Raw genomic sequence first — 23,518 nt, forward strand, 5'->3', positions numbered from 1 at the left:
GGGCCAGATCGGTCAGATCGCCTACTCCGCGTCCAAGGGCGGCGTGCACGGCATGACCGTCCCCGCGGCGCGTGACCTCGCGCAGGTGGGCATCCGCGTCAACACCATCGCCCCCGGCATCGTCGACACCCCGATGCTCGCCGGCGTCACCCCGGAATACCGCGCCGGCCTCGAGGCGGGCGTCCCGTTCCCGTCCCGACTCGCTCAGCCCACCGAGTACGCGCAGCTCGCACAGATGATCGTCGAGCACGACTACCTCAACGGCGAGACCATCCGCATGGACGGCGCACTCCGGATGGCACCGCGGTAACTGGTCGAGAAAAAGTTTTTCGTCACCACCCATCCACACCGGGTACTGGGACGAATCACATCTCGAGACGCTCGTCGTCGCTGCCAACCCCCGACTGGTAGCGATGGCGAGCGTTTCACTTCGTTACAGAGGAAATCCCGCCGAGCTCGTCCGCAGTCGGAATCTCCCGCGCGGCCGCCCCGTCCATCCAGACCCGCAGCGCGCGGGTGGCCTGCACGTCGTCCTCGTTGTACTCGAGCAACCGCGTGCGTTGCGACGCGTCGACGTCTCCGTCGTATCCCACCGCGCGGCGGTACCAGGCCATCGACGCCTCGCCGCCCGCCTCGTCGTCCCGCCAGTGGAAGCCCGCGACCGGTGCGACCTTCTTGAGGCCCTTGCCCGACGGACACACGAAGTTCTGGGACACCGCGATGTAGATGTCGACCCAGTCCGGCCCGTCGATGAACTCCCGCACCTCGGCCTCGGTGGGGACACCGGGCATGCCGGCGAACCGCCGCGCGGATCCCAGCAGCCATTTGTCCTCGGCGGCGCGCGAGTAGCAGTAGGCCGCGAACGTCAGGCCCTCCGCGTGCGCGTCCGCACGCACGCCCTGCATCCAGGACCAGAACTCGCCGAACGAGCGCGCCTCGTCCATCGTGGGAACCGGTTCCCACGTCACGAAGGCGCGGTACTGCGGCTCGGCACCGTCCCGCCGGTCGAGGAGCGTTCCCCACATGTAGGCGCCGTGCTCCTGGTAGCTCTCCATGTCGACGTCCACCTCGACGTCCGCCCGCTGGACCGTCACGGTGTCACGGCGCCGGACGAGCGGCAGGTCGGCGATCCATGCACGGGCGATGACGACCGTCTCGTCGAAGTCGCCGTGCGGCCACTCGTCGGGCACGCCGCCCGTCCAGTCCGCCAGGTCGTCGATGGTGACGATGCCCGCGGACCGCAGGGCGTCCGCTCGCGACCCCGCCGCCACCAGCGAGACGTCCCGCGTGCGCCGCAGGGTCTCCCCGCACTCGGACCACCACGGACAGGACCGACATTCCGACACCTTCGACGGCGACGTGACGACCGAGCCCGACGCGATGGCCAGTCGGTCACCGAAGCGCGTGTCGTACTCCGCCTCGACCGCCGTCAGATCGTGCACGAGCATCACCTCGGCACCGAAGCCGATGACACCGGCTCGCGCCGACACACCGGCCTGACCGATGCGGCCCAGGAGCCGATGCACGTGCACGGCCGCCAACTGGTCCCGTAACTGCGGTCGCACCTTGCGCGTGGGATCGAGAGCGGGGGCCCACGACGTGAACGGCGTGGTCACCGCGCCGCTTCCCGGATCGGTGACCTTGTGGTTGACCACCAGTACCGGGATGTACCCGCCGTCCGGATCGCGCACCAGCATGTCGCACCGGCCACGCCGACCGGCGTCCTCGTCGTCGGCGAAGGTCGCGTTCCAGATGCGCTCGACACCGGACTCGCACGCCGCGCGGGTGGCGCGGACCTGCATCGAGCGGGACATCGACGGGGAGACCACCACCCACGACTGCGGATCCGCGGCGACCAGGGTGTCCCGGATCTCGGCTCGGTACGCGGCGGCCGCCTCCCGGCGCATCTGCACCCCCGCGTCCTCCGCGGTGTCGACGAGCAGAGAGCGGTAGGCGGTGTCGAGATACACGCGGTGGCGGCACCGGGTGAGCGACGACGCGTCGATCAGCACGGAGGGGCCGGACGCCGGAGCGGGGGGCGGCACGACGTGGGACATTCTCGCAGCGTAGATCCACGGGCCGACACCTCACGCGGATGCAGCGCACCCGGAGCGGACCGATAGGCTGGCGGCAGGCATTCAGGCGCTCGTCGGTCATCCGGTCGGAGCGTTCTGGCGACGTAGTCGGACACGATAGGGGCACGTACACCATGGCTCTGCGCAAGAAGCGTTCTCGCCGTGCGACCCGGAAGGCCGAGGCCAAGGCCCTGCGCCACAAGGCGGGCCTCGAGGCGAAGTACACCGCCCGGAACGAGCGCAAGCATCTGAAGAAGCTGGCGAAGAACGACGCCAAGGCACTGACCAGCCAACAGAAGGTGGATCAGGCGCACATCAGGACCCTGGCCGCACGGGAGAAGGCCGCGCGCGAAGGCAAGATCAACGCGGCGAAGGTGCGCAAGTACGTCGGCATCGGTCGCGTCCTGGCCCCCGTCCTCGTGCCGATCGCGTACCGCGCGGCGACCCTCCTGCGGGGTCAGCTCGACCAGTACCGGGCCGGCCGCATCGGCGTCGACGTGAAGGAGCTCGGCCAGTACACCGGACACGGCGCGAAGCTCAGCGCTCGCATCGTCGGTGCCGAGCGTTCCGTCGCCGAGGTCGCCGCGTCGCACCAGGACGCCGAGACGGGCGCCTTCGCCGATGCGATCCGGTCGCGCCTGACCGAGCTCACCACCGCGGTGCACGCCGCCGAGCAGATGCCGCCGTCGCGCCGCAAGCTGGCTCACGGCGCCATCTCCGACGAGCTCGACGGCATCGAGGCCGACATCCTCGCGCGCCTCGGCGTGCGCTGATCCCTGCCTGAGTCGACGATGGGGACCGAGCGCACGCGCGTGTGGCGTGGTGGTGCCGTGGGAGCACTCACGGCCACGCTCGCCGTCGCCGCGCACGGTGTCGGCGGTGGTGGCGTGCCCACCTCGTCCGCTCTCTCCCTGCTGCTCGCCGTCGCGATCGGTGCGGGCGTGCTCGCCGCCGGTGTCGGAACCGCCCGGACCGGCCCCCTCCCGGTCCTCCTGTGGCTCGTGGGCGGACAGGTCGTCGCGCACGAGGCACTGGCCGCCGTCGCGGAACACGCCCACCCGCTCGACGCGTCGATGCTCGCGGCGCACGCCGTCGCCGTCGGTGTCGGCGCAGTCCTGGTCGCCTCGTCGGAGCGGCTGTTCGCCGCGATCACGTCGGTGCTGCGCGCACCGCAGCTCACGTTCTCGCCGCCGCGTCGCCCCCGACCCGTCACCGCCACCGCGCCGCTCGATCGGCCCGTTCCCGTACCCGTTCTGTCCGCCGTCTCCAGGAGAGGACCACCGCAGGTGCTCGTGCAGCCACTCACACCGCGGTACTCCCTCACCTGAACGGAAGACATCTGTCATGACCAGCTTCTCCACGCGTGCCCTGGGCACGAGTGTCCTCACCGCCGCCGCCCTCCTCGCCTCCGCAGGACTGGCGTCCGCCCACGTCGTCGTGTCCGCTCCGGACGCGGCACAGGGTGGATACGGCGTTCTCACCTTCCGGGTGCCGACCGAGTCGGAGGCGGCGTCCACCACCTCCGTCACCGTCCAGCTGCCCGGCCTCACCTCGGCCCGCACGCAGCCCATGCCCGGCTGGACGGCCGTCGTCGAACGCTCGGCGGACGAACTGGCCACCTCGGTCACCTGGACGGCGGATCCCGGCAACCCCGGTGTCGGGCCCGGACAGTTCGAGCAGTTCCAGCTCTCGGCCGGCCCCCTGCCGGAGGAGGAGAGCGTGTCCTTCCCGGCCCGCCAGACCTACAGTGACGGCGAGGTCGTGAACTGGGACCAGCCGACACCGGAGGACGGTACCGAGCCGGAACTGCCGGCTCCCACACTGGAACTCGCGGCGAGCAGCGGCGATCATCACAGCAGCCCCACGGTGTCGTCAGCGTCCTCGACCACCGAGGCCGCCGCGTCGTCGTCCGACACCACGGCCCGGTGGCTCGGCGGGATCGGCCTGGTTCTCGGAGCACTCGGTGCCGCACTCGGGATCGGCGCCACGGTGCGGAGTCGACGCTCGTGAGCCGGTTCCTCGCTCTGCTGCTCGCCCTCGCCGCGGCGCTGCTGCTCGGCACCTCGACGGCGTCCGCGCACTCGGTGGTGGTGTCCAGCTCCCCCGAGAACGAGAGTTCCGTCGATCAGGGTCCGGCGGAGGCGACGGTGACGTTCAACGAGGCCGTGCAGTCGCAGTTCGCCTCGCTGACCGTCGTCGGTCCCGACGGCAACCTCTGGTCCGACGGTGACCCGCGGGTGTCGGGTTCCACCGTCGCGGTGGACCTCCGAGAGCTCGGGCCGACGGGCACGTACACCATCGCGTTCCGCGTCACGTCCGCCGACGGCCACCCCGTGAGCGGTACGCGGACATTCGAGCTGACGACGGCCGGCACCGGGACCCCCGGTCCCGCGGCCGACGCCGGCGCGTCCTCGACCGAGTCGGGGGGCGGTGTGCCGCTCTGGCCGTTCCTGATCGCCGCCGCGGTGGTGTTCCTCGGCGGTCTCGCGTTCGCTCTGCGGAAGAAGAACTGAGTCGTGGCCGGAACGACGACGGCGCGGTGGTCACCGCTCGCCGTCGTTCCGGCTGCACTGCTCGGAGTGATCGCCGCCCTCGTACTGGCGCCCTCCGACCTTCCGCTCGACTCCCTCGTGCGGACCGGTGCCGACGTCGCCGGTGCCGTGGTGCTCGGGTTCGGTCTGCTGATCCTGTGGGCCCGCGATTCCCGGCACGTCGACGACCACCTCGCGTGGCGCGGCGCCCTCGTCGCGGCCGCGTGCTGGGCAGTCTCCGAGGTCACGCTGCTGGTGCTGGGGGCGGCGCGGTCCGATGCCGTCAGCGCCACCGCGGTGTCGCTCGGCACGTTCACCGACTACGTCCAGAACATCGCGAACGGCCGGATCGGCTCCGCGGTCGTGGTCGTCGCGCTCGCGATGGCCGTGCTGGCGGCCACTGCCCTCCGCACCGATCTGGAAGTCTCCGGCATCGTCGTCGTCGTACCCACCGCCGTCGCCCTCATCGCTCGCCCGATGACCGGCCACATGGCGCAGCAAGCCGTCGGCGCGCTGCTCGTCGCCGTGCACGTCGTGGCGGCATCGGTGTGGCTCGGGCTGCTGGTCGCGATGGCGGTGACCCTGCGGTCACGGACCGCCTGGGCGGATCTGCTCCCGCGCTACTCGGCGGCCGCGCTGTGGTGTGTGGTCGCCGTCGCCGTCACCGGTGTCGTCAACGCCGCCGTGCGGCTCACCTCGGTGACCGCCCTGGTCGACACCGACTACGGGCGGCTGATCCTGCTCAAGTCGGTCCTGCTGGTCGGCCTGGTGATCGGCGGGTGGTGGCGACGGCGCACGTGGGTGAGCGTCATCGGTGCCCACACCACGCACGCCACGGTCTCGACGCGGCGTGCCGTCGTCGAGACCGCGGCGATGGCCGTGGCGTTCGGCGTGGCCGCCGCACTGGCGGCCACGGCCTGATCACGCGGGCAGCGGGTCCGCGCTGGGCAACAACCGGACGAGCACGTCCGACATGGTGATGACACCGACCACCGCACCGCCGTCGCGCACCACCGCGAGATGGTTGCGGGTCTCCCGCATCTCCGCGAGCGCGACGTACACGGGCGCGGCGGCGTCGAGCTCGAAGGCCGGTCGCACGAAGTCGTCCACCGAGCGGGAGTCCTCCGCCTGCAACGTGTCCCGCACGTGGACCAGACCGATCACGTCGGCGCCGTCCCGCACGAGGATGCGCAGATGGCCCGTGCGCAGCGACGCCGCCCGCACGTCGGCGACCGTCGCCGTCGTCGCCACCGCGGTGGGCTCGGAATCGATGCGCACGAGGTCCGCCACCGTGAGCTTCTGCAGTTCCAGCGCACTCGAGAGCTGATCCGAGTAGCCCTTGTCCAGCGATCCGACACTCACCGAGTGCGCGACCAGCTGCTCGAGATCGTCCGGGTTCTGGCCCGACATCACCTGATCGGCCGGCTCCACACCGGCCCGGCGCAGCAGTGCATTCGCCATCCCGTTGAGCGACACCAGGATCGGGCGGGTGAAGAACATGAAGACACGCATCGGGATCGCGAGCATCGTCGCCGACTTCTCGGGATGCGCGATGGCCCACGACTTCGGCGCCATCTCGCCGACGACCAGGTGCAGGAAGGTCACGATGATCAGGGCCAGGACGAAGCCGAGCACGTCGGATGCCCAGTAGGGCAGACCGAGTGACTCGAACAGCGGCCGGAGCCAGTAGTGCACGGCGGGCTTGGTGAACGCACCGAGTGCCAACGTGCACAACGTGATACCCAGCTGCGAGCCGGCGAGCAGCACCGTGAGCTCGGTGGAACTGCGGAGCGCGGCGCGCGCCGACCGCGAATCGGCCGCCGCGTCCTCGAGCCGGTGCCGCTTGGCGGCGAGGAGCGCGAACTCGACGGCGACGAAGAAGGCGCTGAGCGCGATCAGGCCGACGGTGACGACGAGGAACACCAGGGGGTTGCTCACAGCGCACTCTCCGTCTCGACCGCGGTCGAATCATTCGAGGCCGTGTCTGATTCAGGCCGGCCTCCGGCCTTCCCGCCACGCTCGACGACCTCGAGCGTGACCGACGACGGCACGTGGTTGTCGATCTCCTGAATCCTCATGACGAGGAACCGTCGGGGCGGTTCGGCGTCGGTCGCGAGGTCACCGGGGTCGATGGGCAGCTCCAGTTCGATGACGTCGCCGACCTCGGGAAGCGATCCGTGGACGCTTATGGCCAGTCCGGCGATGGTCTCGATGTCACCCTCCGGAAGTTCGCGGTCCAGAGCACGTTCCACCTCGTCGAGGTGGACGTCGCCGGCCACCGTCCACACACCGTCGTCGCCGGGCACGGGTTCCGCGCCGTCGGCGTCGTCGTGCTCGTCGGTGATCTCGCCGACGAGCTCCTCGGCCAGGTCCTCGATGGTGACGACACCGGTGAAGGAGCCGTATTCGTCGATGACGCAGGCGAGTTGGTTCTTCGACGCGCGAAGCTCCCCCATGGCGTCGGGGAGCATCTGGGTCTCGGGGAGCACCAGTGCGTCGCGGGACAGCACGGCGACCGGTGTGTCGCCGGGCAGGTCGGTGGCGAGCACGTCGCGCAGGTGCACGACGCCCTCGATCGAGTCGTCGGCATGGAGCACCGGATACCGCGAGTGCTCGACGCTCATGAGGGCGCGCACCTCGGCGATGGTGGAGTCGGAGCGCACCGTCGCCACCTTCGCGCGGGGGATCATCGCGTGACCCGTGGTCTGGGTGGGGAAGTCGAGGATGCGGTCGAGCAGTGTGGACAGCTCCTCGGGCAGGTCACCGGTGCCCCGGCTCTCGGCCACGATGTGTTCGAGGTCGCGCGGGGTCGCCGAGTGCTCGACGTCGTGGACCGGCTCGATCTTCAGCGCCTTCAGCAGCGCGTTGGACGAGGCGTCGAAGATACGGATGAGCCAGCCGAACAGCTTGAGGTAGATCGTCGTCGACAGCGAGAGCCATCGCGCGACGGGTTCGGGGCGGGCGATGGCGAAGTTCTTGGGGAACAGCTCGCCGAAGAGCATCTGCACGAACGTCGACACCACCAGCGCCGTCACCGCACCGACGGCGAGTCCGACACCGCTCGGAATGCCGACGCCGCCGAGCAGAGTCCCGAGGGACTGTCCGATGAGCGGCTCGGCGAAGTTACCGACGAGCAGGCCGGTGACGGTGATGCCCAACTGAGCGCCCGACAGCATGAAGGACGTGCGCTTCGTGACGGCCAGGGTGCGCGCGGCGACGGTGTCACCCGCCTTCGAGCGCGCTTCGAGCCTCGACCGGTCCACGGTCATGTAGGCGAATTCCTGGGCCACGAAATAGCCTGTGCCGGCGGTGATTCCGACGACGACGACGATACCGAGGAGAAGCGTCAACAACTCGCTCATGTGCCGGTCACCGCCCTGGTCGCATCGGTCGATACGAGGGGGGCCATGACCGGCCCGGGTTTGTCGCTGTCCATTCGTCCTCTAGTCGCTGCGGGTGTTTCGCCCGATTCTACGGGATGCGCGCCGCTACCGTCCCGGCACGTACTTCAGCGCCCGGATGAAGATCGGCAACGTCTTCGCCCAGAGCTTCGGAGGCAGCCGTCGTCCGCCGAGGTTGATCAGGCGCGTCGTGGAGACGGTCTGCGACTCGGTGTACTTCAGGACGCCGTCCGGTCCGTGTCGACGACCGACGCCCGAGACACCCATGCCGCCCATCGGCGCACCGGTGCTTCCCCAGGTCGGCGCGTACCCCTCGTCCACGTTCACGGTGCCGGCGTGCAGTCGCGCGGCGATGGCCTCGCCCTGCGCCTTCGTCTTCGCCCACACGCTGGCGTTCAGTCCGTACTCGGTGGCGTTGGCCCGCTCGACAGCCTCGTCGACACTGGCGACGGGGTAGATGGAGACGAGGGGACCGAACGTCTCGGCTCCCCAGCACTCCATGTCGTCGGTCACGCCGGTGAGCACGGTGGGCTCGTAGAACAGCGGGCCGATGTCGGGGCGTGCCTTGCCGCCGGCGACCACGGTCGCACCCTTCACCTTCGCATCGTCCACGTGGTTCGAGATGGCCTTGACCTGGTCCTCCGAGATGAGGCTGCCCATCTCGACCCCGAACTCGTACGTGGCGGCCAGCGTCATGCGGCGCACCCGCTCACCGAACGCGGCGGTGAACTTGTCGGCGATCGACTTCTCGACGTAGATGCGCTCGATGGAGATGCAGAGCTGACCGGAGTTGGAGAAGCAGGCACGGACGGCCGCGTCGACCACCTCGGGGATCTTGGCGCCGGCGGCGACGATCATGGCGTTCTTGCCGCCGAGCTCGGCGGAGAACCCGATGAGTCGCCGACCGGTCTGCTCGGCGAGAAGCTGGCCGGTGGCGGTGGAACCCGTGAACATCAGGTAGTCGGAGGTGTCGACGATGGCGGTGCCCACCACCGATCCGGGGCCGGGAACCACGGCGAAGAGGTCACGGGGCAGACCGGCCTGGTAGAGCAGTTCGACACATGCGAGCGCGCAGTACGGCGTCTGGCTGTCCGGCTTCAGCACGATGCCGTTGCCGGCCATCAGAGCCGGGATGGCATCGGACACCGCGAGGGTCATCGGGTAGTTCCACGGCGAGATGATGCCGACGATGCCTTTGGGCTGGTAGTTGACCTGCGTCTTGGTCAGCACGGGAAGCATGCCCTTGACGCGCTTGCTCTTCAGCAGTTCGCCGGAGACCCGCGCGTAGTGCCGCGCCGTCATCGCGATGTCGAGGACCTCCTCCTGGGCGGCGGACCGGGACTTCCCGGTCTCTGCCTGCGCCAGGTCGATGAGCGACGCCCGGTGCTTCAACACGAGGTCGCGATACTTGTGGAGGATCTTCGCTCGATCTGCGATGGACGTCGTCGCCCACCGCTTCTGGGCTGCGCGGACCTTGTCGTTCGCCGCCAGCACGTCGTCGCGGGTGCCGACGGGGATGGTCGCCATCTCGCGGCCGGTGAACACCTCGATGACGGGCTTGGTCTCCCGGCCCGGTGCGACCGAGGCGAGGGCGACGAGTCGTGTGAACGTGTCTGCGGTCGGCGCTGACATGCGTATCTCCCAGTGGCGGATGAGTGTGACGACGGTTGACGGATACACCGTCGGTATCGACACGGTACGCCAGGAGTGCGTTCGGACACAGCCCCCGACCGGACGCCTCGGCGGATCGGGCCAAGATTGTGCTTGACCCTCACGCAACGGGAGGCAGGACAGTGACCGGTGTGAACGATGCACTGACCGTGGGACAGGTCGCCGCGCTGGCAGACGTCAGCGTGCGCACCCTGCACCACTACGACGCGGTGGGGCTGGTGGTGCCCGGCGGCAGGTCTCCTGCGGGATACCGCACCTACTCCTCGCAGGACGTGGAGCGCCTGTACTCCGTGCTGACCTATCGCGAACTCGGGTTCCCGCTGACCGAGATCAAGGAGATACTCGACGATCCCGCCGCGGACGCGCTTGAGCATCTCCGACGGCAGCGCACCCTGCTCGACCGGCGCATCGCTCACCTGACAGCCATGGCTAACGCCGTGGACACCGTGATCGAGAGGAAGACGATGGGTACGAACCTGACCCCGGCCGAGCAGCGTGAGATATGGGGCGACGACTGGGCCGGCGAGAAGTACGAGGACGAGGCCCGCGAGCGCTGGGGAACCACCGACGCGTGGGCCCAGAGCACGGAGCGCACCGCCGCGATGTCGGCCGACGACTGGCGTGCGATCAAGGCCGACACCGAACAACTCGAGGCTGATCTCGCGGCAGCGATGCTCCGCGGCGTGGAGCCCGGTTCGGACGAGGCCGACGTCCTCGCGGAACGCCACCGAGCGTCGATCGACCGTTTCTACGACTGCGATCACGCGATGCATGTCTGCGTGGCCGGGATGTACACCGCCGACGAGCGGTTCCGCGCGCACTACGACGGGCGGGCCGCCGGGCTGGCGGAGTGGATCGTCGCCGTCGTCGGAGCGAACGCCCGCGAGAACGGGGCCTGACACACGGACGGAGCACGAGGCCGAGAGGCCACGTGCTCCGTCGTCAGTTCTGTCGGGCGGCTCTAGACGAGGCCCGCGATCCGGCCCACGACACCGAGGACGATCAGCACCACGACGACGCCGACCGCGACCAGGAACACGATCGCGGGTGTCCGAGTGCGCTGGGGCGGTTCATGATTGGGACCCGCGGCCGACGTGGAGTCCGGCGGCGTGTCACCCGGCACGATGCTGCCACCGGGTTCGAGTCCTGCAGTCTCTGCGGGATCGGGGTTCTGGCCGGACATGGGGTGGTCCTCTCGGGTGGCGTCGCGCGCAGTCTCGTCACCGGTGTGACCGTCGTTGCCGTCGTGACTTGTACTCATGACGTGCGGGTTCCCCCGACCTGCACCGTCCAATCGACCTCGAGGGACCGAACCGCCGACGCACCAACCGCCGCCCCGGCGGGTGTCCCCGACAGCGTGACCCGACGTGCCGTAGGACTGCCGCTAGCCTGTGACGCCATGAGCACCTTCATCGCGACCGCCGATCTCGCCGACACCATCGGGCCGGACATCCGGAGCTGCGACACGCAGTTCCGTCAGCTCGGGGCCGTGCGGGAGTTCTGCGGACCCATCACCACCATTCGCTGCTTTCAGGACAACTTGCTGGTCAAGCAGACATTGTCGGAGCCCGGCAACGGCGGAGTCCTGGTGGTCGACGGCGACGCGAGTGTCCACACCGCCCTCGTCGGCGACATCATCGCCGGGCGCGGTGTGGACAACGGGTGGGCGGGCGTCATCGTCAACGGTGCCGTGCGCGACTCGGCCATCCTGGCGACTCTCGCCATCGGGGTGAAGGCGCTGGGAACCAACCCGCGCAAGAGCACGCAGACAGGGTCGGGTGAGAAGAACGTCACAGTCGAGTTCGGCGGAGTCACCTTCATCCCCGGCGAGTTCGTCTACAGCGACGACGACGGTGTCGTCGTCGCGGCGCAACCCCTCCCGCCTCAGGGCTGACCGGCAGCTCAGGCCTGAGCGACGCGGGCGGACACCCCGCCGACGGTGACGGTGTCGCCCGCACGGAGCTGACGTCCTCGGCGCAGTTCGGTCTCACCGTTGACTTCGACGAGACCGTCCGCGATGACGGCCTTCGCCTCGGACCCCGACTCGATGAGGTCGGCCAGCTTGAGGAACTGCCCCAGCCTGATCACCTCGTCGCGGATCTCGACCGTTCGATCGCTGCAGTGATCCCGGCCGTCCTCCGGCCTTCCCGCATGACCCCGGCCGGCCTCCGGCCTTCCCGCGTGATCCCGGCCGGCCTCCGGCCTTCCCGCAGTCACAGGAAGGTCACCCCCTGGGCGAGCGGCAGCTCCGAGCTGTAGTTGACCGTGTTGGTGGTGCGTCGCATGTAGGACTTCCAGGCGTCACTGCCCGATTCGCGCCCGCCACCGGTCTCCTTCTCGCCGCCGAACGCGCCGCCGATCTCCGCGCCCGACGGGCCGATGTTCACGTTCGCGATGCCGCAGTCCGACCCTGCCGCCGACAGGAAGCGTTCCGCCTCGCGCAGGTCCGTCGTGAAGATCGACGACGACAGCCCCTGCGGTACGTCGTTGTGGAGGGCGATGGCCTCGTCCAGGTCGCTGTAGGTCATGACGTACAGAATGGGCGCGAACGTCTCACGGCGCACCACGTCGGTCTGCGCGGGCATCCGCACGATGGCCGGCTGGACGTAGACACCGTCCTCGGCGCCCGCCACTCGCACCCGCTCACCACCCGCGACGACGGTGCCGCCGTCCTTCCGCGCGAGCTCCAACGCGTCGGCGTACCCGTCGTGCGCGGCCTCGTCGATCAGCGGTCCGACCAGCGTCGACGAGTCGAGCGGCGACCCGACGGGCAACGACGAGTACGCGGTACCCAGTCGGTCGACGAGGGTGTCGGCGACGGACTCGTGCACGATGACGCGGCGCAGGGACGTGCACCGTTGACCGGCCGTGCCGGCCGCGGAGAACACCAGGCCGCGGACGGTGAGGTCGAGATCGGCGCTCGGACAGACGATCGCGGCGTTGTTGCCGCCGAGTTCGAGGAGCACGCGGCCGAACCGTGCCGCGACGCGGGGGCCCACCTCGCGACCCATGCGGGTCGATCCGGTGGCGGAGACCAGGGCGATGCGCGGATCGTCGACGAGGGTCTCACCGACGGCACGGTCACCGACGACGAGTTGCGCCACCGCCGGCGACACCCCGGCACGGCGTGCGGCTTCCTCGAACAGCGCCTGCACGGCCACCGCGGTGACGGGCGTCTTCTCCGACGGCTTCCACACCACCGTGTCGCCGGCGACGAGGGCGAGCACGGTGTTCCACGACCACACCGCGACCGGGAAGTTGAAGGCCGTGATCACGGCGACGACTCCGAGTGGGTGCCACTGCTCCATCATCCGGTGGCCGGGCCGCTCGGTGGCGATGGTGTTGCCGTAGAGCTGGCGGGACAGTCCGACGCCGAAGTCGCAGATGTCGATCATCTCCTGGACCTCGCCGAGGCCCTCGCTGACGATCTTGCCGGCCTCGATGGACACCAGCTCACCGAGTGCGTCCTTGTGTTCGCGGAGCAGTTCACCCAGCTCCCGCACCAGACCGCCGCGTACCGGCGCGGGAACGAGAGACCACGACCGGTAGGCGTCCGCGGCTGCGGCGATCACCGAGTCCACGTCGCTCGTGAGCGGCACGTGGCCCAGCACCGCACCGGTGATCGGGCTGGTCGCGGCCAGGCCGGAGTCGTGGTCGAGCGGCGCGGCCCCGACTGCGGCGAGCAGCTCGGACGTACGGGCGGACAGGTCGACGGTCGATGTCATGGATTCATTGTCTCCGATGGTCGTGACAGGATTTATTCCGGCCCAGATGTTGTTTGACAGTATTTTATCGCGTACTTTCGCGTTCATGACGCAGGTACTGCCATCGCGGCCCACCACCCCCGTTCCCGCCGGTGCGCCGGAGTCGGTCCACGACGTGCTGTCGCGCCACATCCTGGCCGACGGCTTCGACATGGTTCTCGACCTCGAGCGGTCGCACGGCTCCACACTCGTCGATGCGCGGACCGGTGCGTCCTATCTCGACATGTTCACGTTCTTCGCCTCGAACGCGCTCGGGATGAACCATCCGTCTCTCGCCCGCGATGACGAGTTCCGGGCGGATCTGCTGACGGCCGCGCTGCACAAGCCGAGCAACTCCGACCTCTACTCCGAGCCGATGGCCCGCTTCGTCGCGACCTTCGCGCGCGTGCTCGGCATCCCCGAACTACCCCACCTCTTCTTCGTCGAGGGCGGTGCGCTCGCCGTCGAGAACGCCCTGAAGGTGGCCTTCGACTGGAAGAGCAGGTTGAACGAGTCCCGCGGTCTCGACCCGGCACTGGGCGGACGGATCCTGCACCTCGAGCACGCCTTCCACGGCCGGTCGGGCTACACCATGTCGCTCACCAACACGGATCCGATCAAGGTCGCGCGTTTCCCGAAGTTCGACTGGCCCCGCATCCCGTCGCCGTACCTGCGCGAGGGCGCGGACATGGACGCTCTCGAGGCGCGCTCACTGGCCGCTGCGCGGGCCGCGTTCGAGTCGTTCCCCGACGACATCGCCGCCGCCATCGTCGAGCCGATCCAGGGCGAGGGCGGCGACCATCACTTCCGACCGTCGTTCCTCCTCGGGCTGCAGGCTCTGTGCCACGAGTTCGACGCATTGTTCGTCGTCGACGAGGTCCAGTCCGGGGCGGGCATCACCGGCACCGCGTGGGCGCACCAGCAGCTGGGCATCGAACCCGATGTACTCGCCTTCGGCAAGAAGACCCAGGTGTGCGGCATCATGGCGGGCCGCCGCGTGGACATGGTGCGCGACAACGTCTTCGAGGTCGGATCCCGGATCAACTCGACGTGGGGCGGCGGCCTGGCCGACATGGTGCGGGCACGGCGGATCCTCGAGGTGATCGAACGCGACGGCCTCATCGCCCGCGCCGCGGAGAGGGGCGCGATCCTCGGCGCCGCTCTCGACGCACTCGCGGTGCGTCACCCGTCGATCTCCGACGTGCGGGGACTCGGCCTGTTCCGGGCGTTCTCACTGCCGGACACCGCGACTCGCGATCGACTGATCACGCGGCTCCTCGTCGACGAGCGCGTGATCATGCTGGGGTGCGGCTCGCGCAGCGTCCGGTTCCGTCCCGCGCTGACCGTGACCGAGGAGGCGCTGGCCGACGCCGTCGCGGCGATCGACCGGGTTCTCAGCTCGTGACCGGATTGTCTGTGTACGCCGAGTGACAGGCACTGCGCCGGGCTCCGCTACCATCCGCCCATGACACTGCGCTACGACGTCGACGGTCACGGTCCCACCCTCGTACTGGTGCACGGAGTCGTTCACCGCCGCCAGGCGTGGGACGCGGTGCTGGACCTGCTCACGCCCTATCGGCGGGTCGTGACCGTGGACCTGCCCGGGCACGGGGAGTCTGAGCCGCTGCACGAGTCCGGTGAGAACGTGCTGCTCACGCTCCAGAACGAGGTCACCGAGTTCGTCCGCGAGATCGAGGAGCCGGACCACCAGGTGCACATCGCCGGCAACTCGCTCGGCGGCTACGTCGCGCTGTGTCTCGCCGCGCAGGGTGAGGTGGCGTCGGCCACCGCGCTGTCCCCCGCCGGCTTCTTCCTCAACCACACCGACCAGGCTCGAACCATGGTGACGTTCCGCGCGATGCGGACCGTCGCGCGCACGTTCGGCAAGGCCACACCGACTGCGCTCAAGATGCGGGCGGTGCGGTACCCCACGCTGCTGCCGTTCTTCGCGCATCCGAGCAGGGTGTCGTACGAGGCCGCCGTCGTCGACGCCTCGTCACTCACCACCAACGCGATGATCGACGCGGGCATCGACGCGCCGTTCGAGTTCCCGCCACTCACCGAACCGCTGGTGCCGGTGACGGTGGCGTGGGGCACGCGAGACCTGATCCTGCCGCACTACCAGGTGCGGGGCGTCCGTCGCCGCTTCCCGCACGCCCGCGTCATCTCGGTCCCCGGGGTCGGCCACGTGCCGATGACGGACAACCCCGAGCTGATCGCGTCGATCCTCCTCGCGGGAAGTCAGGACCGGTCCCCGACCGCAGACCCGTCCTGAGGTTCTAGGCGGTCTCCATCTCGGCGACGATCCGCGCGACGATGTCCGCGGCCGGCGCGGCGATCACCGAACGCCACCCGGTACCGGCCCACAGGTTGGGCACGTCCGCTCGGCCGGCAGCCGTCGCCGCGGTGCGGATCGGGCCCGTGATCGCGTTGACATCGGGATAGCCGGCCGGTGCGGAGGCCGTGAACTGCGCCGCGAACTCGTTCTCGAGTCCCCGAGCCGGTCGTCCCGAGAACGCACGCGTCACCACGGTGCGCCGGTAGCGACGGTCCAGCAGTGCGGCGCGGTGCACCGCCGAGGTACCGGCCTCGTCGGAGCACAGGAACGCGGTGCCCATCTGCGCAGCGACGGCGCCGAGTCCGAGAGCGGCCACCACGCCGGACCCGTCCATGATCCCGCCGGCCGCGATCAAGGGCACGTCGACCGACAGTCCGACGGCGAGCAGCAGGGACGGCAGCGACATCGCGTCACCGCCTCGAGGAGACGACGCGTCGTCCGTGAAGACGCCCCGGTGTCCACCGGCCTCGCTGCCCTGGACGACGAGCATGTCGGCCCCGTCCTCGACGGCCTCGCGGGCCTCGTCGACCGAGGTGACCGTCCCGATCATCAGGGCGCCGATCTCGTGCACGCGGGCGGTGAGCTCGGCGCCGGGTCGACCGAACGTGACCGACACGGCCGCCGGGCGGTGGGCGAGCACCACGTCGATCACCGCGTCGATGTCGTCGGGGCCGGGTGTCGCCGGGCCGGGTACGACCCCGAACTCAGCGGCGATCGGGGCCAGCGCGGCGCGGTACGACTCCATCTCGTCGGCGACCGCGATGTGCGCTGACGGGAGGAAGAGATTGACGCCGTACGGCGCCGACGTGAGGGACTCGATCTCGGAGAGCCGGCCGTCGAGCGCCTCCGGGCTCAGCAGCGCTCCGGCCAGGTACCCCAGGCCACCGGCATCGCTCACGGCGGCGGTCAGGGCGGGGGTGGACGGGCCTCCGGCCATCGGCGCGCACACGACGGGAAGCCTGGCAGGGAACACAGCGGTCATGCGGCCGATCGTACGTCGAGGGGTGATCTCGACTACCTATCACGAATACCCGATGTTTCACCGGTTTCGGGCCGACCAAACCGACTACACGTACACTTCACTGGTCACCAGCAGGGACACACGCCGCGTCGGGGGTCGCATCGAGTTCGAAGGGATTCTCCACGCATGCCGCACCCGACCCGTCCGCCGGTCACGCAGCGCGTCCGCGCGTCCCGCGATCGCGCTCGCCCGGGTCGACACAGCGGATCCCGGCGCATCCGCAACGCGCAACGCAGACCCCTCACCCACCGGCCTCGGGACAACGCACTCGACGTCGTGCGTCGGTGGCTGACCACGCCGCACGATTTCGACTGGATCTTCGTCCACCACTCCACCCGGTCCATCCACGGCATCATCCGGCTGGTCTTCGCCGGCGCGGTGCTGCTCAACGCGACCGTGTCCATGTTGATGCTCGCCTCGCCCAACGGCCCCTCCGGCACGCCGGCGATCGTCTACGTCTTCCTCGTGCTGGCACTGCAGATCGCCGCGATGATCTGGGTGCTCACGGGACCGACGCCGGACACGAAGGCGCAGTTCCTCGGGTTCCTGATCTTCGGCGACGTCGGCATCACGTCGGTGATCCTGCTGGACACCCCGACGTCGGCACTGATCGGCACCTTCCTGTTCGCGATCAACGGCGCTCTCTGCACGTTCTTCCTCAGCCCACGAGTGCTGCTCGCCCATCTCGCGTTCACCAATGCCGTCATCGTCCTCATCGGCACCCTGGCGTACGTCCAGAACCTGTGGGGGCCGTGGGACGCGATCGCCGCGGTGCTGGTGGCCAGCGGCGCGAGCAGTGGGGTGCCGGTCTTCGCGTCCATCGCGTGGTCACTCGTCTCGACGGACGCGAAAGCCTCGGACCTCGATTCGCTGACCGGCGTCAGGAACCGCCGCGGTCTGCAGAACTCGGTCGAGGATCTGTGGGAGACGGCACTCGCGACCACATCGCCCGTGGTGGTCGTGATGATCGACATCGATCGTTTCAAGAGCGTCAACGACCGCTTCGGACACGATCAGGGCGACACCGTGATCGTCCTGGTCGCGACCCGGCTCGCCGAGCTCTTCGACGGCCACGGGGTGCTCGCGCGAACCGGCGGCGAGGAGTTCGTGGCGGTCCTCACCGATGTGGACGGTGACGTCGAGTCGGTGGTCGCCCGTGTCACCGAGACGGTCCACGATCGACAGGACACCATTCCCGTGACCGCCAGCGTCGGCGTCGCCGTGTTGACTCCCGACTCGTCGCTGTGGAGTTCCGGACCCGGGGCGATCGACCGCGCGACGCGGGGTGCGGACTCGATGATGTACCGAGCCAAGGCCGCCGGCGGGCATCGGCTGCTCTCGACCTTCCTGTGACACCCGCCCTGCATCGGACCCAGACGAGGAAACCCACCCCGTGATCGACATCTTCCACGCACTCGTGGTCATGAACTCGCTGTTCGCCGCGTCGGCGTGGTGCCTGGCGCGGCCGAACGCCTGGTCGATCTCCGCGGTGGTGCTCGCGTCGATCGGCTGGCTGCTCTTCAACGCGCCGCTCGAGGGCCGTGTGCTGGTGGTGTTCTCACTCCAGCACGGATTCACCGAGTCGGACGTGCTGTCCATCGTGGGCATGATCATCGGGGCGGTCGGCATCGTGCGCGCGAGGCGACGAGCCGACCGCCCCGAGGTCAGGCGTCGAGACTGATCAGACGCTGATGCCGAAGTCGCGGGCGATGCCGGCGAGTCCGGAGGCGTAGCCCTGGCCGACGGCGCGGAACTTCCACTCCGCACCGTTGCGGTACAGCTCGCCGAAGACCATGGCGGTCTCCGTCGAGGCGTCCTCGGTGAGGTCGTAACGGGCGAGCTCGGTGCCGTTCGACTTGTCGATCACGCGGATGTAGGCGCCGCGGACCTGGCCGAACGACTGCGAGCGCGCGTCGGCCTCGTAGATCGAGACGGGGAACGTGACGATGTCGACGGTGGACGGGACCGCTGCGAGATCGACGTCGATGACCTCGTCGTCACCGTCGCCCTCACCGGTCTTGTTGTCACCCGTGTGCTGGATCGAGCCGTCCGGAGTCTTCAGATTGTTGAAGAAGACGAAGTACTCGTTGCCGGGCGCCTTCTTGTCCGGGCCGAGCGCGATGGCGCTGGCGTCGAGATCGAAATCCGTTCCGGTCGTCGTGCGCAGATCCCATCCGAGTCCGACGGACACCGCGGTCAGATTCGGTGCGGCCTTCGTGAGAGACACGTTGCCACCCTTGGTCAGGCTGACGCCCATGTGAGAGATCCCTTCTCGTTTCGCCCGATTCATCCGTATTCGGATCGGTGCTGCCCGGCCAACGAACCCGACGTCGTTCCGGTTCCCGGCCCTTCGTGACGACCCGCCGCGCAGCACAGGGCGCGCGGCGGCATCGAACGCTGCATAGTTGTCTGTCACAGCCTGTGTCCTGCGGAGCACGGGCTCGTCCCGTCATCCACGGTCCCGGCAGGAGGCGCTCGATCATGGCCACACAGGCGACCCCGGCGGCATCCGCCGCGGGCACTGCATCACCGTCCCCGTCAGGCCTGTCCGACGCGTCCCGCGTCGCCCGCGCCGATCGCCGGTCGCGCCACAAGGGGCGCCTGCGGCAGGTGCCGCACCACGTCGGCCTCGTGCTCGGTGTCTACGCGACGCTGGTCCTCCTGTGGAGCCTGTCACCCGCGCTCCGAGCCCTCGTCCACGTACCCCGCGAGTGGCTCGACTCGTTCGTCATCGACGCTCCCGACACGAGCCTGTCCTACGGCTTCGTGGTCGCGCTGGTCGCCGCGGCGCTGTCGACGCGCAAACGCGTCGCGTGGTGGATCGCTCTTCTCTACACGGCCGGATCCGCGGTGGTGAACGTATCGACCCTGGTGGACGATCCCGGCAGCGTCGGGTCCTGGATCGGCCTCGTCCTGCAGGTCGCGGTGCTCGCACTGCTGCTCGCCTCCCGCACCGAGTTCGACACCAAGGTCCGACGCGGCGCCGGATGGAAGGCACTCGGTGTACTCGTCACCGGTCTGATCGTCGGCATCCTCGCCGGGTGGGCGCTGCTCGAGGCCTTCCCGGGTTCGCTGCCGCGGAACGAGACCTTCCTGTGGTCACTCAACCGAGTGGCCGGCCTGGCACTGGTGGACAACGAGCAGTTCAGCGGCCGACCACACGGATTCCTCAACTTTCTTCTGGGACTGCTCGCCTTCGTCGCCCTCGCCGCGGCGGTGGTGACACTGTTCCGCTCGCAGCGTGCGAGCAACGCCCTCACCGGCACGGACGAGTCGGCGCTACGCGGACTCATCGCCCGCTCCGGCCACGACGACTCGTTGGCCTACTTCGCCACCCGCCGCGACAAGGCGGTGGTCTTCGCACCGAACGGCAAGGCCGCCATCACCTATCGCGTCGAGGTCGGAGTGTGCCTCGCCAGCGGCGATCCCATCGGCCTCGAGGAGTCCTGGCCTCACGCGATCGAGGCGTGGCTCGAGATGTCGTCTCGGTACGGGTGGGCCCCGGCGGTGATGGGAGCGAGCGAGACCGGTGCCGCCGCGTTCCGGCGGGCGGGACTCGCCGTGCTCGAACTCGGCGACGAGGCGATCCTGCAGACCCGCTCGTTCAGCCTGAACGGACCCGACATGCGCCCGGTGCGCCAAGCGGTCAATCGGGCGCGCGGCAAGGGCGTGACGGTGCGCATCCGACGGCATCGCGACATCCCCGAGGACGAGTGGCCGGGCATCGTCGAGCGTGCCGACCGCTGGCGTGACACCGAGACCGAACGAGGGTTCTCCATGGCACTCGGGCGCCTCGGCGACCCTCTCGACGGCGACTGCCTGCTCGTCGAGGCCGTGCTCGATGCGGACGACCGCGTCGTCGGCACCCTCTCCCTCGTGCCCTGGGGCGCGAGCGGAGCATCGCTCGACCTCATGCGCCGTGATCCCGCCTCACCCAACGGCACCGTCGAGCTCATGGTCTCCGAGCTCGCGTCCCGCTCGGACACCGTGGGCATCACCAAGGTGTCCCTGAACTTCGCCGTCTTCCGCTCCGTGTTCGAGGAGGGCGGCCGCATCGGTGCGGGACCTGTTCTGCGCCTGTGGCGTTCGACGCTCGTGTTCTTCTCGCGATGGTGGCAGCTCGAGGCGCTGTACCGATCGAACCTCAAGTACCAGCCCGAGTGGGTACCGCGGTATCTGTGCTTCGAGGACAACCGCGATCTGCCGAAGGTGGGTACCGCATCGGCCATCGCGGAGGGCTTCCTCACGCTGCCGGGCCTCGGTGCACGTACTCACACCGGCACCCGACAGGCTGTTCCCGCCGCACTGCTGGCCGACGGCACGCTGCACGCCGACGGGAGCGAGCCCGACGACACACCCGTCGACACGCTGCCCGGCCGGCGACGGCCGGAACAGGTCCGGGTTCGGATGTCCAAGCTGGACAGGCTCTCCGCGGACGGCGTCGACGCCTACCCCGTCGCGCATCCGCCCACCCACACCGTGGACGCCGCGGCGAACGCCCCGGAGGGCACCACCGTGCGCGTGTCCGGTCGCCTGCTGCGCATCCGCGACTACGGCGGCGTCGTCTTCGGCCTCGTACGCGACTGGAGCGGGGACCTGCAGATCCTCCTCGACAGCGAGCGCATCGATCGAGATCGGTTGCGACGCTTCACCTCCGATTTCGACCTGGGCGACCTGATCTCCTGCACGGGAGTGGTCGGTCGCAGTCGCACCGGAGCGCTCGCGCTGCTGGTGAGCGACTGGCGCATGAACGCGAAATCGCTGCACCCGCTGCCCGACAAGTTCCGCGGGCTCACCGATCCGGAGGCGCGGGTGCGTCAGCGCTACGTCGACATGGAGATCAATCCGCAGGCGCGCGCCCTCATGCGTGCTCGCAGCGCGGTGGTGAAGTCGCTGCGCGACACGTTGGGCGACCGCGGATACATGGAGGTGGAAACGCCGATCCTGCAACAGATTCACGGCGGCGCGAACGCGGCACCCTTCCTCACGCACATCAATGCCTACAACCTCGATCTCTACCTCCGTATCGCGCCGGAGCTGTACCTCAAGCGGCTGTGCGTCGGCGGCATGGAGCGGGTCTTCGAGATCGGTCGCGTGTTCCGCAACGAGGGCGCCGACTTCAAGCACAATCCGGAGTTCACGATCCTCGAGGCCTACGAGGCGCACAGCGACTACGAGCGCGCGATGGTGTTGTGCCGGGAGCTGATCCAGCGCGCCGCCGTGGCCGCGCACGGCCGCGAGGTGATCTACCGGCCGGCCGAGGACGGCACCATGACGGAGATCGACATCTCCGGCGAGTGGCCGGTGAAGACCATGCACGGCGCCGTCGCGGAGAAGATCGGTGCCGACGTCCGGCCCGACACACCGCTCGCGGAGCTGCAGCGTCTGTGCGATCTGCACGACGTCCCGTATCAGTCGACCTGGGACGAGGGCGCCGTGGCGCAGGAGATGTACGAGCACCTCGTCGAGGACTTCACCGAGTTCCCGACGTTTTACACCAACTTCCCCACGTCGATGTCCCCGCTGACTCGGCCCCACCGCAGCATCGCGGGCGTCGCCGAGAAGTGGGATCTGGTGGCGTGGGGGGTCGAGTTGGGCACCGCGTACAGCGAGTTGACCGACCCCGTCGACCAACGCGCTCGTCTCACCGCGCAGTCGATGCTCGCCGCGGGCGGCGACCCCGAGGCGATGGAACTGGACGAGGACTTCCTCCAGGCGCTCGAGCACGGCATGCCGCCGACCGGTGGCCTCGGAATGGGTGTCGACCGGGTGGTCATGCTCATCACGGGCGGGTCGATCCGCGAGACCCTCGCGTTCCCGTTGGCCAAGCCGCGGAGCTGAATGTTTCACATGAAACCGAACGGCGAGGTGGTCGTCGACGTACTGGGGACCGCCGTGCACGTGGTGGTCTCCCGTCCCGACGCGGCGGCGGCGCCCGCCCCGGTCGTCGTGCTGTGCGGGGGGCTCGCCTCGACGTGGCACGACTGGATCGACGTGTCCGCGCTGCTGGTGGCGGCCGGCCACACGACGGTGGCCATCGATCGACCGGGCTTCGGCGACAGCGAACCGCTGCCTCCGGACCGGGTGCCGACGGTGCACGAGGAGGCCGATCGCATCCTCGCCGTCCTGGACGCCCTCGCGATGACGGACCCCGTGGTCCTGGTGGGGCACTCGATGGCCGGCTTCTACGTCGAGGGCTTCGCGCGGTCGTACCCCGCGCGCACGGCGGCGCTCGTGCTGCTCGACTCGAGCGTCGAGAAGTCGCCGTCGGCCCTGGTGCCGCCGCGCATCCGCATTCCGGTGACCCGCGTGATCGCCCGCATCGTCTCGGCCGCCGGTCTGCAACGGTTGTTCGCCGATACGGTGCGCCACGTCCTGACGCAGGCCATTCCCCCGGACGGGTACGCGCCCGACCGGGTCGACGATCTCCGCCGCATCTACCGCGATCCCTCCTATCTGGAGGCCGCCGCGATCGAGTACGCGGTGTACGCCGACATGGCCCTCGAATTGAACCGCCTGCGCCGCGCGACGCCCGTTCCGTCCGTCCCCGTCATCGTGGCCGCCGCGCACACGGGACGACGGACCCCGTGGGGAGCGCAGTGGTTGCGGCGCCAGCAGCGTCTGGCCCGCTACCTCGGCGGCCGCTTCGCCGTGGTGTCCCCGTCGCACCACCACGCCATGATCGATCAGCCCCGGCGAGTCGCGGCGCTGGTGAGAACTGTCTCCACCGGCTGAACG

23 protein-coding genes are annotated in these 23,518 nt (G+C 69.4%); 14 read left to right on the top strand and 9 right to left on the bottom strand.

The genetic code is table 11. The annotated features are described in order from the left end of the window. A partial coding sequence (locus BR07_RS0113460) for an SDR family oxidoreductase (RefSeq protein WP_027505890.1) occupies positions 1-310 on the top strand: 310 nt, incomplete at its 5' end. A 115-nt stretch (positions 311-425) separates the two neighbouring features. Here BR07_RS0113460 and BR07_RS0113465 read toward each other — a convergent pair. After that, positions 426-2,057, bottom strand: coding sequence for a TM0106 family RecB-like putative nuclease (locus tag BR07_RS0113465; protein ID WP_197027802.1), 1,632 nt, complete (start codon positions 2,055-2,057; stop codon positions 426-428). A 152-nt stretch (positions 2,058-2,209) separates the two neighbouring features. Here BR07_RS0113465 and BR07_RS0113470 point away from each other — a divergent pair, with 152 nt between their 5' ends. From BR07_RS0113470 to BR07_RS0113490, 5 genes are read left to right on the top strand one after another with little or no spacing between them, the layout of a single operon-like run. Next, on the top strand, positions 2,210-2,848 hold the full coding sequence (locus BR07_RS0113470) for a DUF6474 family protein (RefSeq protein ID WP_027505892.1): 639 nt from the start codon (positions 2,210-2,212) through the stop codon (positions 2,846-2,848). A 57-nt stretch (positions 2,849-2,905) separates the two neighbouring features. Further along, complete coding sequence (locus BR07_RS24550; protein WP_155957037.1) at positions 2,906-3,403, top strand: hypothetical protein; 498 nt, start codon at positions 2,906-2,908, stop codon at positions 3,401-3,403. Positions 3,404-3,419: 16 nt separating this feature from the next. After that, positions 3,420-4,085 carry a YcnI family copper-binding membrane protein gene (locus BR07_RS0113480; RefSeq protein WP_027505893.1) on the top strand — a complete coding sequence of 222 codons (666 nt, stop codon included), beginning with the start codon at positions 3,420-3,422 and terminating at the stop codon, positions 4,083-4,085. Further along, complete coding sequence (locus tag BR07_RS0113485) at positions 4,082-4,588, top strand: copper resistance CopC family protein (RefSeq protein WP_027505894.1); 507 nt, start codon at positions 4,082-4,084, stop codon at positions 4,586-4,588. Before BR07_RS0113480 ends, BR07_RS0113485 begins: the two co-directional genes overlap by 4 nt. Positions 4,589-4,591: 3 nt before the next feature. Beyond that, positions 4,592-5,527, top strand: a complete 936-nt coding sequence (locus BR07_RS0113490) for a CopD family protein (RefSeq protein WP_027505895.1) — start codon at positions 4,592-4,594, stop codon at positions 5,525-5,527. On the opposite strand, the gene BR07_RS0113495 is transcribed toward BR07_RS0113490, so the two are convergent. The 3 genes from BR07_RS0113495 to BR07_RS0113505 form a co-directional block, all read right to left on the bottom strand. Further along, the gene (locus tag BR07_RS0113495) at positions 5,528-6,544 is read right to left on the bottom strand and encodes a CNNM domain-containing protein (protein WP_027505896.1); all 1,017 of its coding nucleotides are present in this window, start codon (positions 6,542-6,544) and stop codon (positions 5,528-5,530) included. Further along, a complete protein-coding gene (locus BR07_RS0113500) occupies positions 6,541-7,968 on the bottom strand; it encodes a hemolysin family protein (protein ID WP_027505897.1) in 1,428 nt (475 codons plus the stop codon). The genes BR07_RS0113495 and BR07_RS0113500 overlap by 4 nt, the downstream gene beginning before the upstream one ends. 126 nt (positions 7,969-8,094) lie before the next feature. Continuing rightward, a complete protein-coding gene (locus BR07_RS0113505; protein ID WP_027505898.1) occupies positions 8,095-9,639 on the bottom strand; it encodes a succinic semialdehyde dehydrogenase in 1,545 nt (514 codons plus the stop codon). A gap of 170 nt (positions 9,640-9,809) precedes the next feature. On the opposite strand from BR07_RS0113505, the gene BR07_RS0113510 reads away from it, so the two are divergent. Next, positions 9,810-10,577, top strand: coding sequence for a MerR family transcriptional regulator (locus tag BR07_RS0113510; protein ID WP_027505899.1), 768 nt, complete (start codon positions 9,810-9,812; stop codon positions 10,575-10,577). A 62-nt stretch (positions 10,578-10,639) separates the two neighbouring features. On the opposite strand, the gene BR07_RS0113515 is transcribed toward BR07_RS0113510, so the two are convergent. Further along, positions 10,640-10,939 (bottom strand): DUF6480 family protein, encoded by a 300-nt coding sequence (locus BR07_RS0113515; RefSeq protein ID WP_231476342.1) that lies wholly within the window; start codon positions 10,937-10,939, stop codon positions 10,640-10,642. A gap of 138 nt (positions 10,940-11,077) precedes the next feature. Here BR07_RS0113515 and rraA point away from each other — a divergent pair, with 138 nt between their 5' ends. Continuing rightward, a complete protein-coding gene (gene rraA / locus BR07_RS0113520; RefSeq protein WP_027505901.1) occupies positions 11,078-11,572 on the top strand; it encodes a ribonuclease E activity regulator RraA in 495 nt (164 codons plus the stop codon). A gap of 8 nt (positions 11,573-11,580) precedes the next feature. Here the strand turns inward: rraA and BR07_RS27010 are convergent, their stop codons facing one another. Both BR07_RS27010 and amaB read right to left on the bottom strand, forming a co-directional pair. Further along, the gene (locus BR07_RS27010) at positions 11,581-11,778 is read right to left on the bottom strand and encodes an RNA-binding S4 domain-containing protein (protein WP_027505902.1); all 198 of its coding nucleotides are present in this window, start codon (positions 11,776-11,778) and stop codon (positions 11,581-11,583) included. A gap of 113 nt (positions 11,779-11,891) precedes the next feature. Beyond that, on the bottom strand, positions 11,892-13,403 hold the full coding sequence (gene amaB, locus BR07_RS0113530) for an L-piperidine-6-carboxylate dehydrogenase (RefSeq protein WP_027505903.1): 1,512 nt from the start codon (positions 13,401-13,403) through the stop codon (positions 11,892-11,894). A gap of 85 nt (positions 13,404-13,488) precedes the next feature. Between amaB and lat the strand changes: the two genes are divergently transcribed. Together lat and BR07_RS0113540 are read left to right on the top strand one after the other, a co-directional pair. After that, positions 13,489-14,826 carry an L-lysine 6-transaminase gene (gene lat / locus BR07_RS0113535; RefSeq protein WP_037185941.1) on the top strand — a complete coding sequence of 446 codons (1,338 nt, stop codon included), beginning with the start codon at positions 13,489-13,491 and terminating at the stop codon, positions 14,824-14,826. Positions 14,827-14,886: 60 nt separating this feature from the next. Further along, complete coding sequence (locus BR07_RS0113540; RefSeq protein ID WP_027505905.1) at positions 14,887-15,696, top strand: alpha/beta fold hydrolase; 810 nt, start codon at positions 14,887-14,889, stop codon at positions 15,694-15,696. Positions 15,697-15,700: 4 nt separating this feature from the next. Here the strand turns inward: BR07_RS0113540 and BR07_RS0113545 are convergent, their stop codons facing one another. After that, positions 15,701-16,741, bottom strand: coding sequence for an NAD(P)H-dependent flavin oxidoreductase (locus BR07_RS0113545; RefSeq protein ID WP_027505906.1), 1,041 nt, complete (start codon positions 16,739-16,741; stop codon positions 15,701-15,703). A 165-nt stretch (positions 16,742-16,906) separates the two neighbouring features. Here BR07_RS0113545 and BR07_RS0113550 point away from each other — a divergent pair, with 165 nt between their 5' ends. Together BR07_RS0113550 and BR07_RS24555 are read left to right on the top strand one after the other, a co-directional pair. Beyond that, entirely contained in the window at positions 16,907-18,133 is a 1,227-nt protein-coding gene (locus tag BR07_RS0113550; RefSeq protein ID WP_051613395.1) for a GGDEF domain-containing protein, read from the top strand. Between the two features lie 40 nt (positions 18,134-18,173). Continuing rightward, positions 18,174-18,461 carry a hypothetical protein gene (locus BR07_RS24555; RefSeq protein WP_231476344.1) on the top strand — a complete coding sequence of 96 codons (288 nt, stop codon included), beginning with the start codon at positions 18,174-18,176 and terminating at the stop codon, positions 18,459-18,461. Here the strand turns inward: BR07_RS24555 and BR07_RS0113560 are convergent, their stop codons facing one another. Continuing rightward, the gene (locus tag BR07_RS0113560) at positions 18,462-19,037 is read right to left on the bottom strand and encodes a TerD family protein (RefSeq protein ID WP_027505908.1); all 576 of its coding nucleotides are present in this window, start codon (positions 19,035-19,037) and stop codon (positions 18,462-18,464) included. 224 nt (positions 19,038-19,261) lie between these two features. Between BR07_RS0113560 and lysX the strand changes: the two genes are divergently transcribed. Further along, positions 19,262-22,621, top strand: a complete 3,360-nt coding sequence (lysX, locus tag BR07_RS0113565) for a bifunctional lysylphosphatidylglycerol synthetase/lysine--tRNA ligase LysX (RefSeq protein ID WP_081821295.1) — start codon at positions 19,262-19,264, stop codon at positions 22,619-22,621. Between the two features lie 9 nt (positions 22,622-22,630). Further along, complete coding sequence (locus BR07_RS0113570) at positions 22,631-23,515, top strand: alpha/beta fold hydrolase (RefSeq protein ID WP_231476345.1); 885 nt, start codon at positions 22,631-22,633, stop codon at positions 23,513-23,515. The last annotated feature ends 3 nt before the right edge of the window (positions 23,516-23,518 follow it).

Source organism: Rhodococcus sp. UNC23MFCrub1.1 (assembly GCF_000686025.1).
Classification (GTDB): Bacteria; Actinomycetota; Actinomycetes; order Mycobacteriales; family Mycobacteriaceae; genus Rhodococcoides.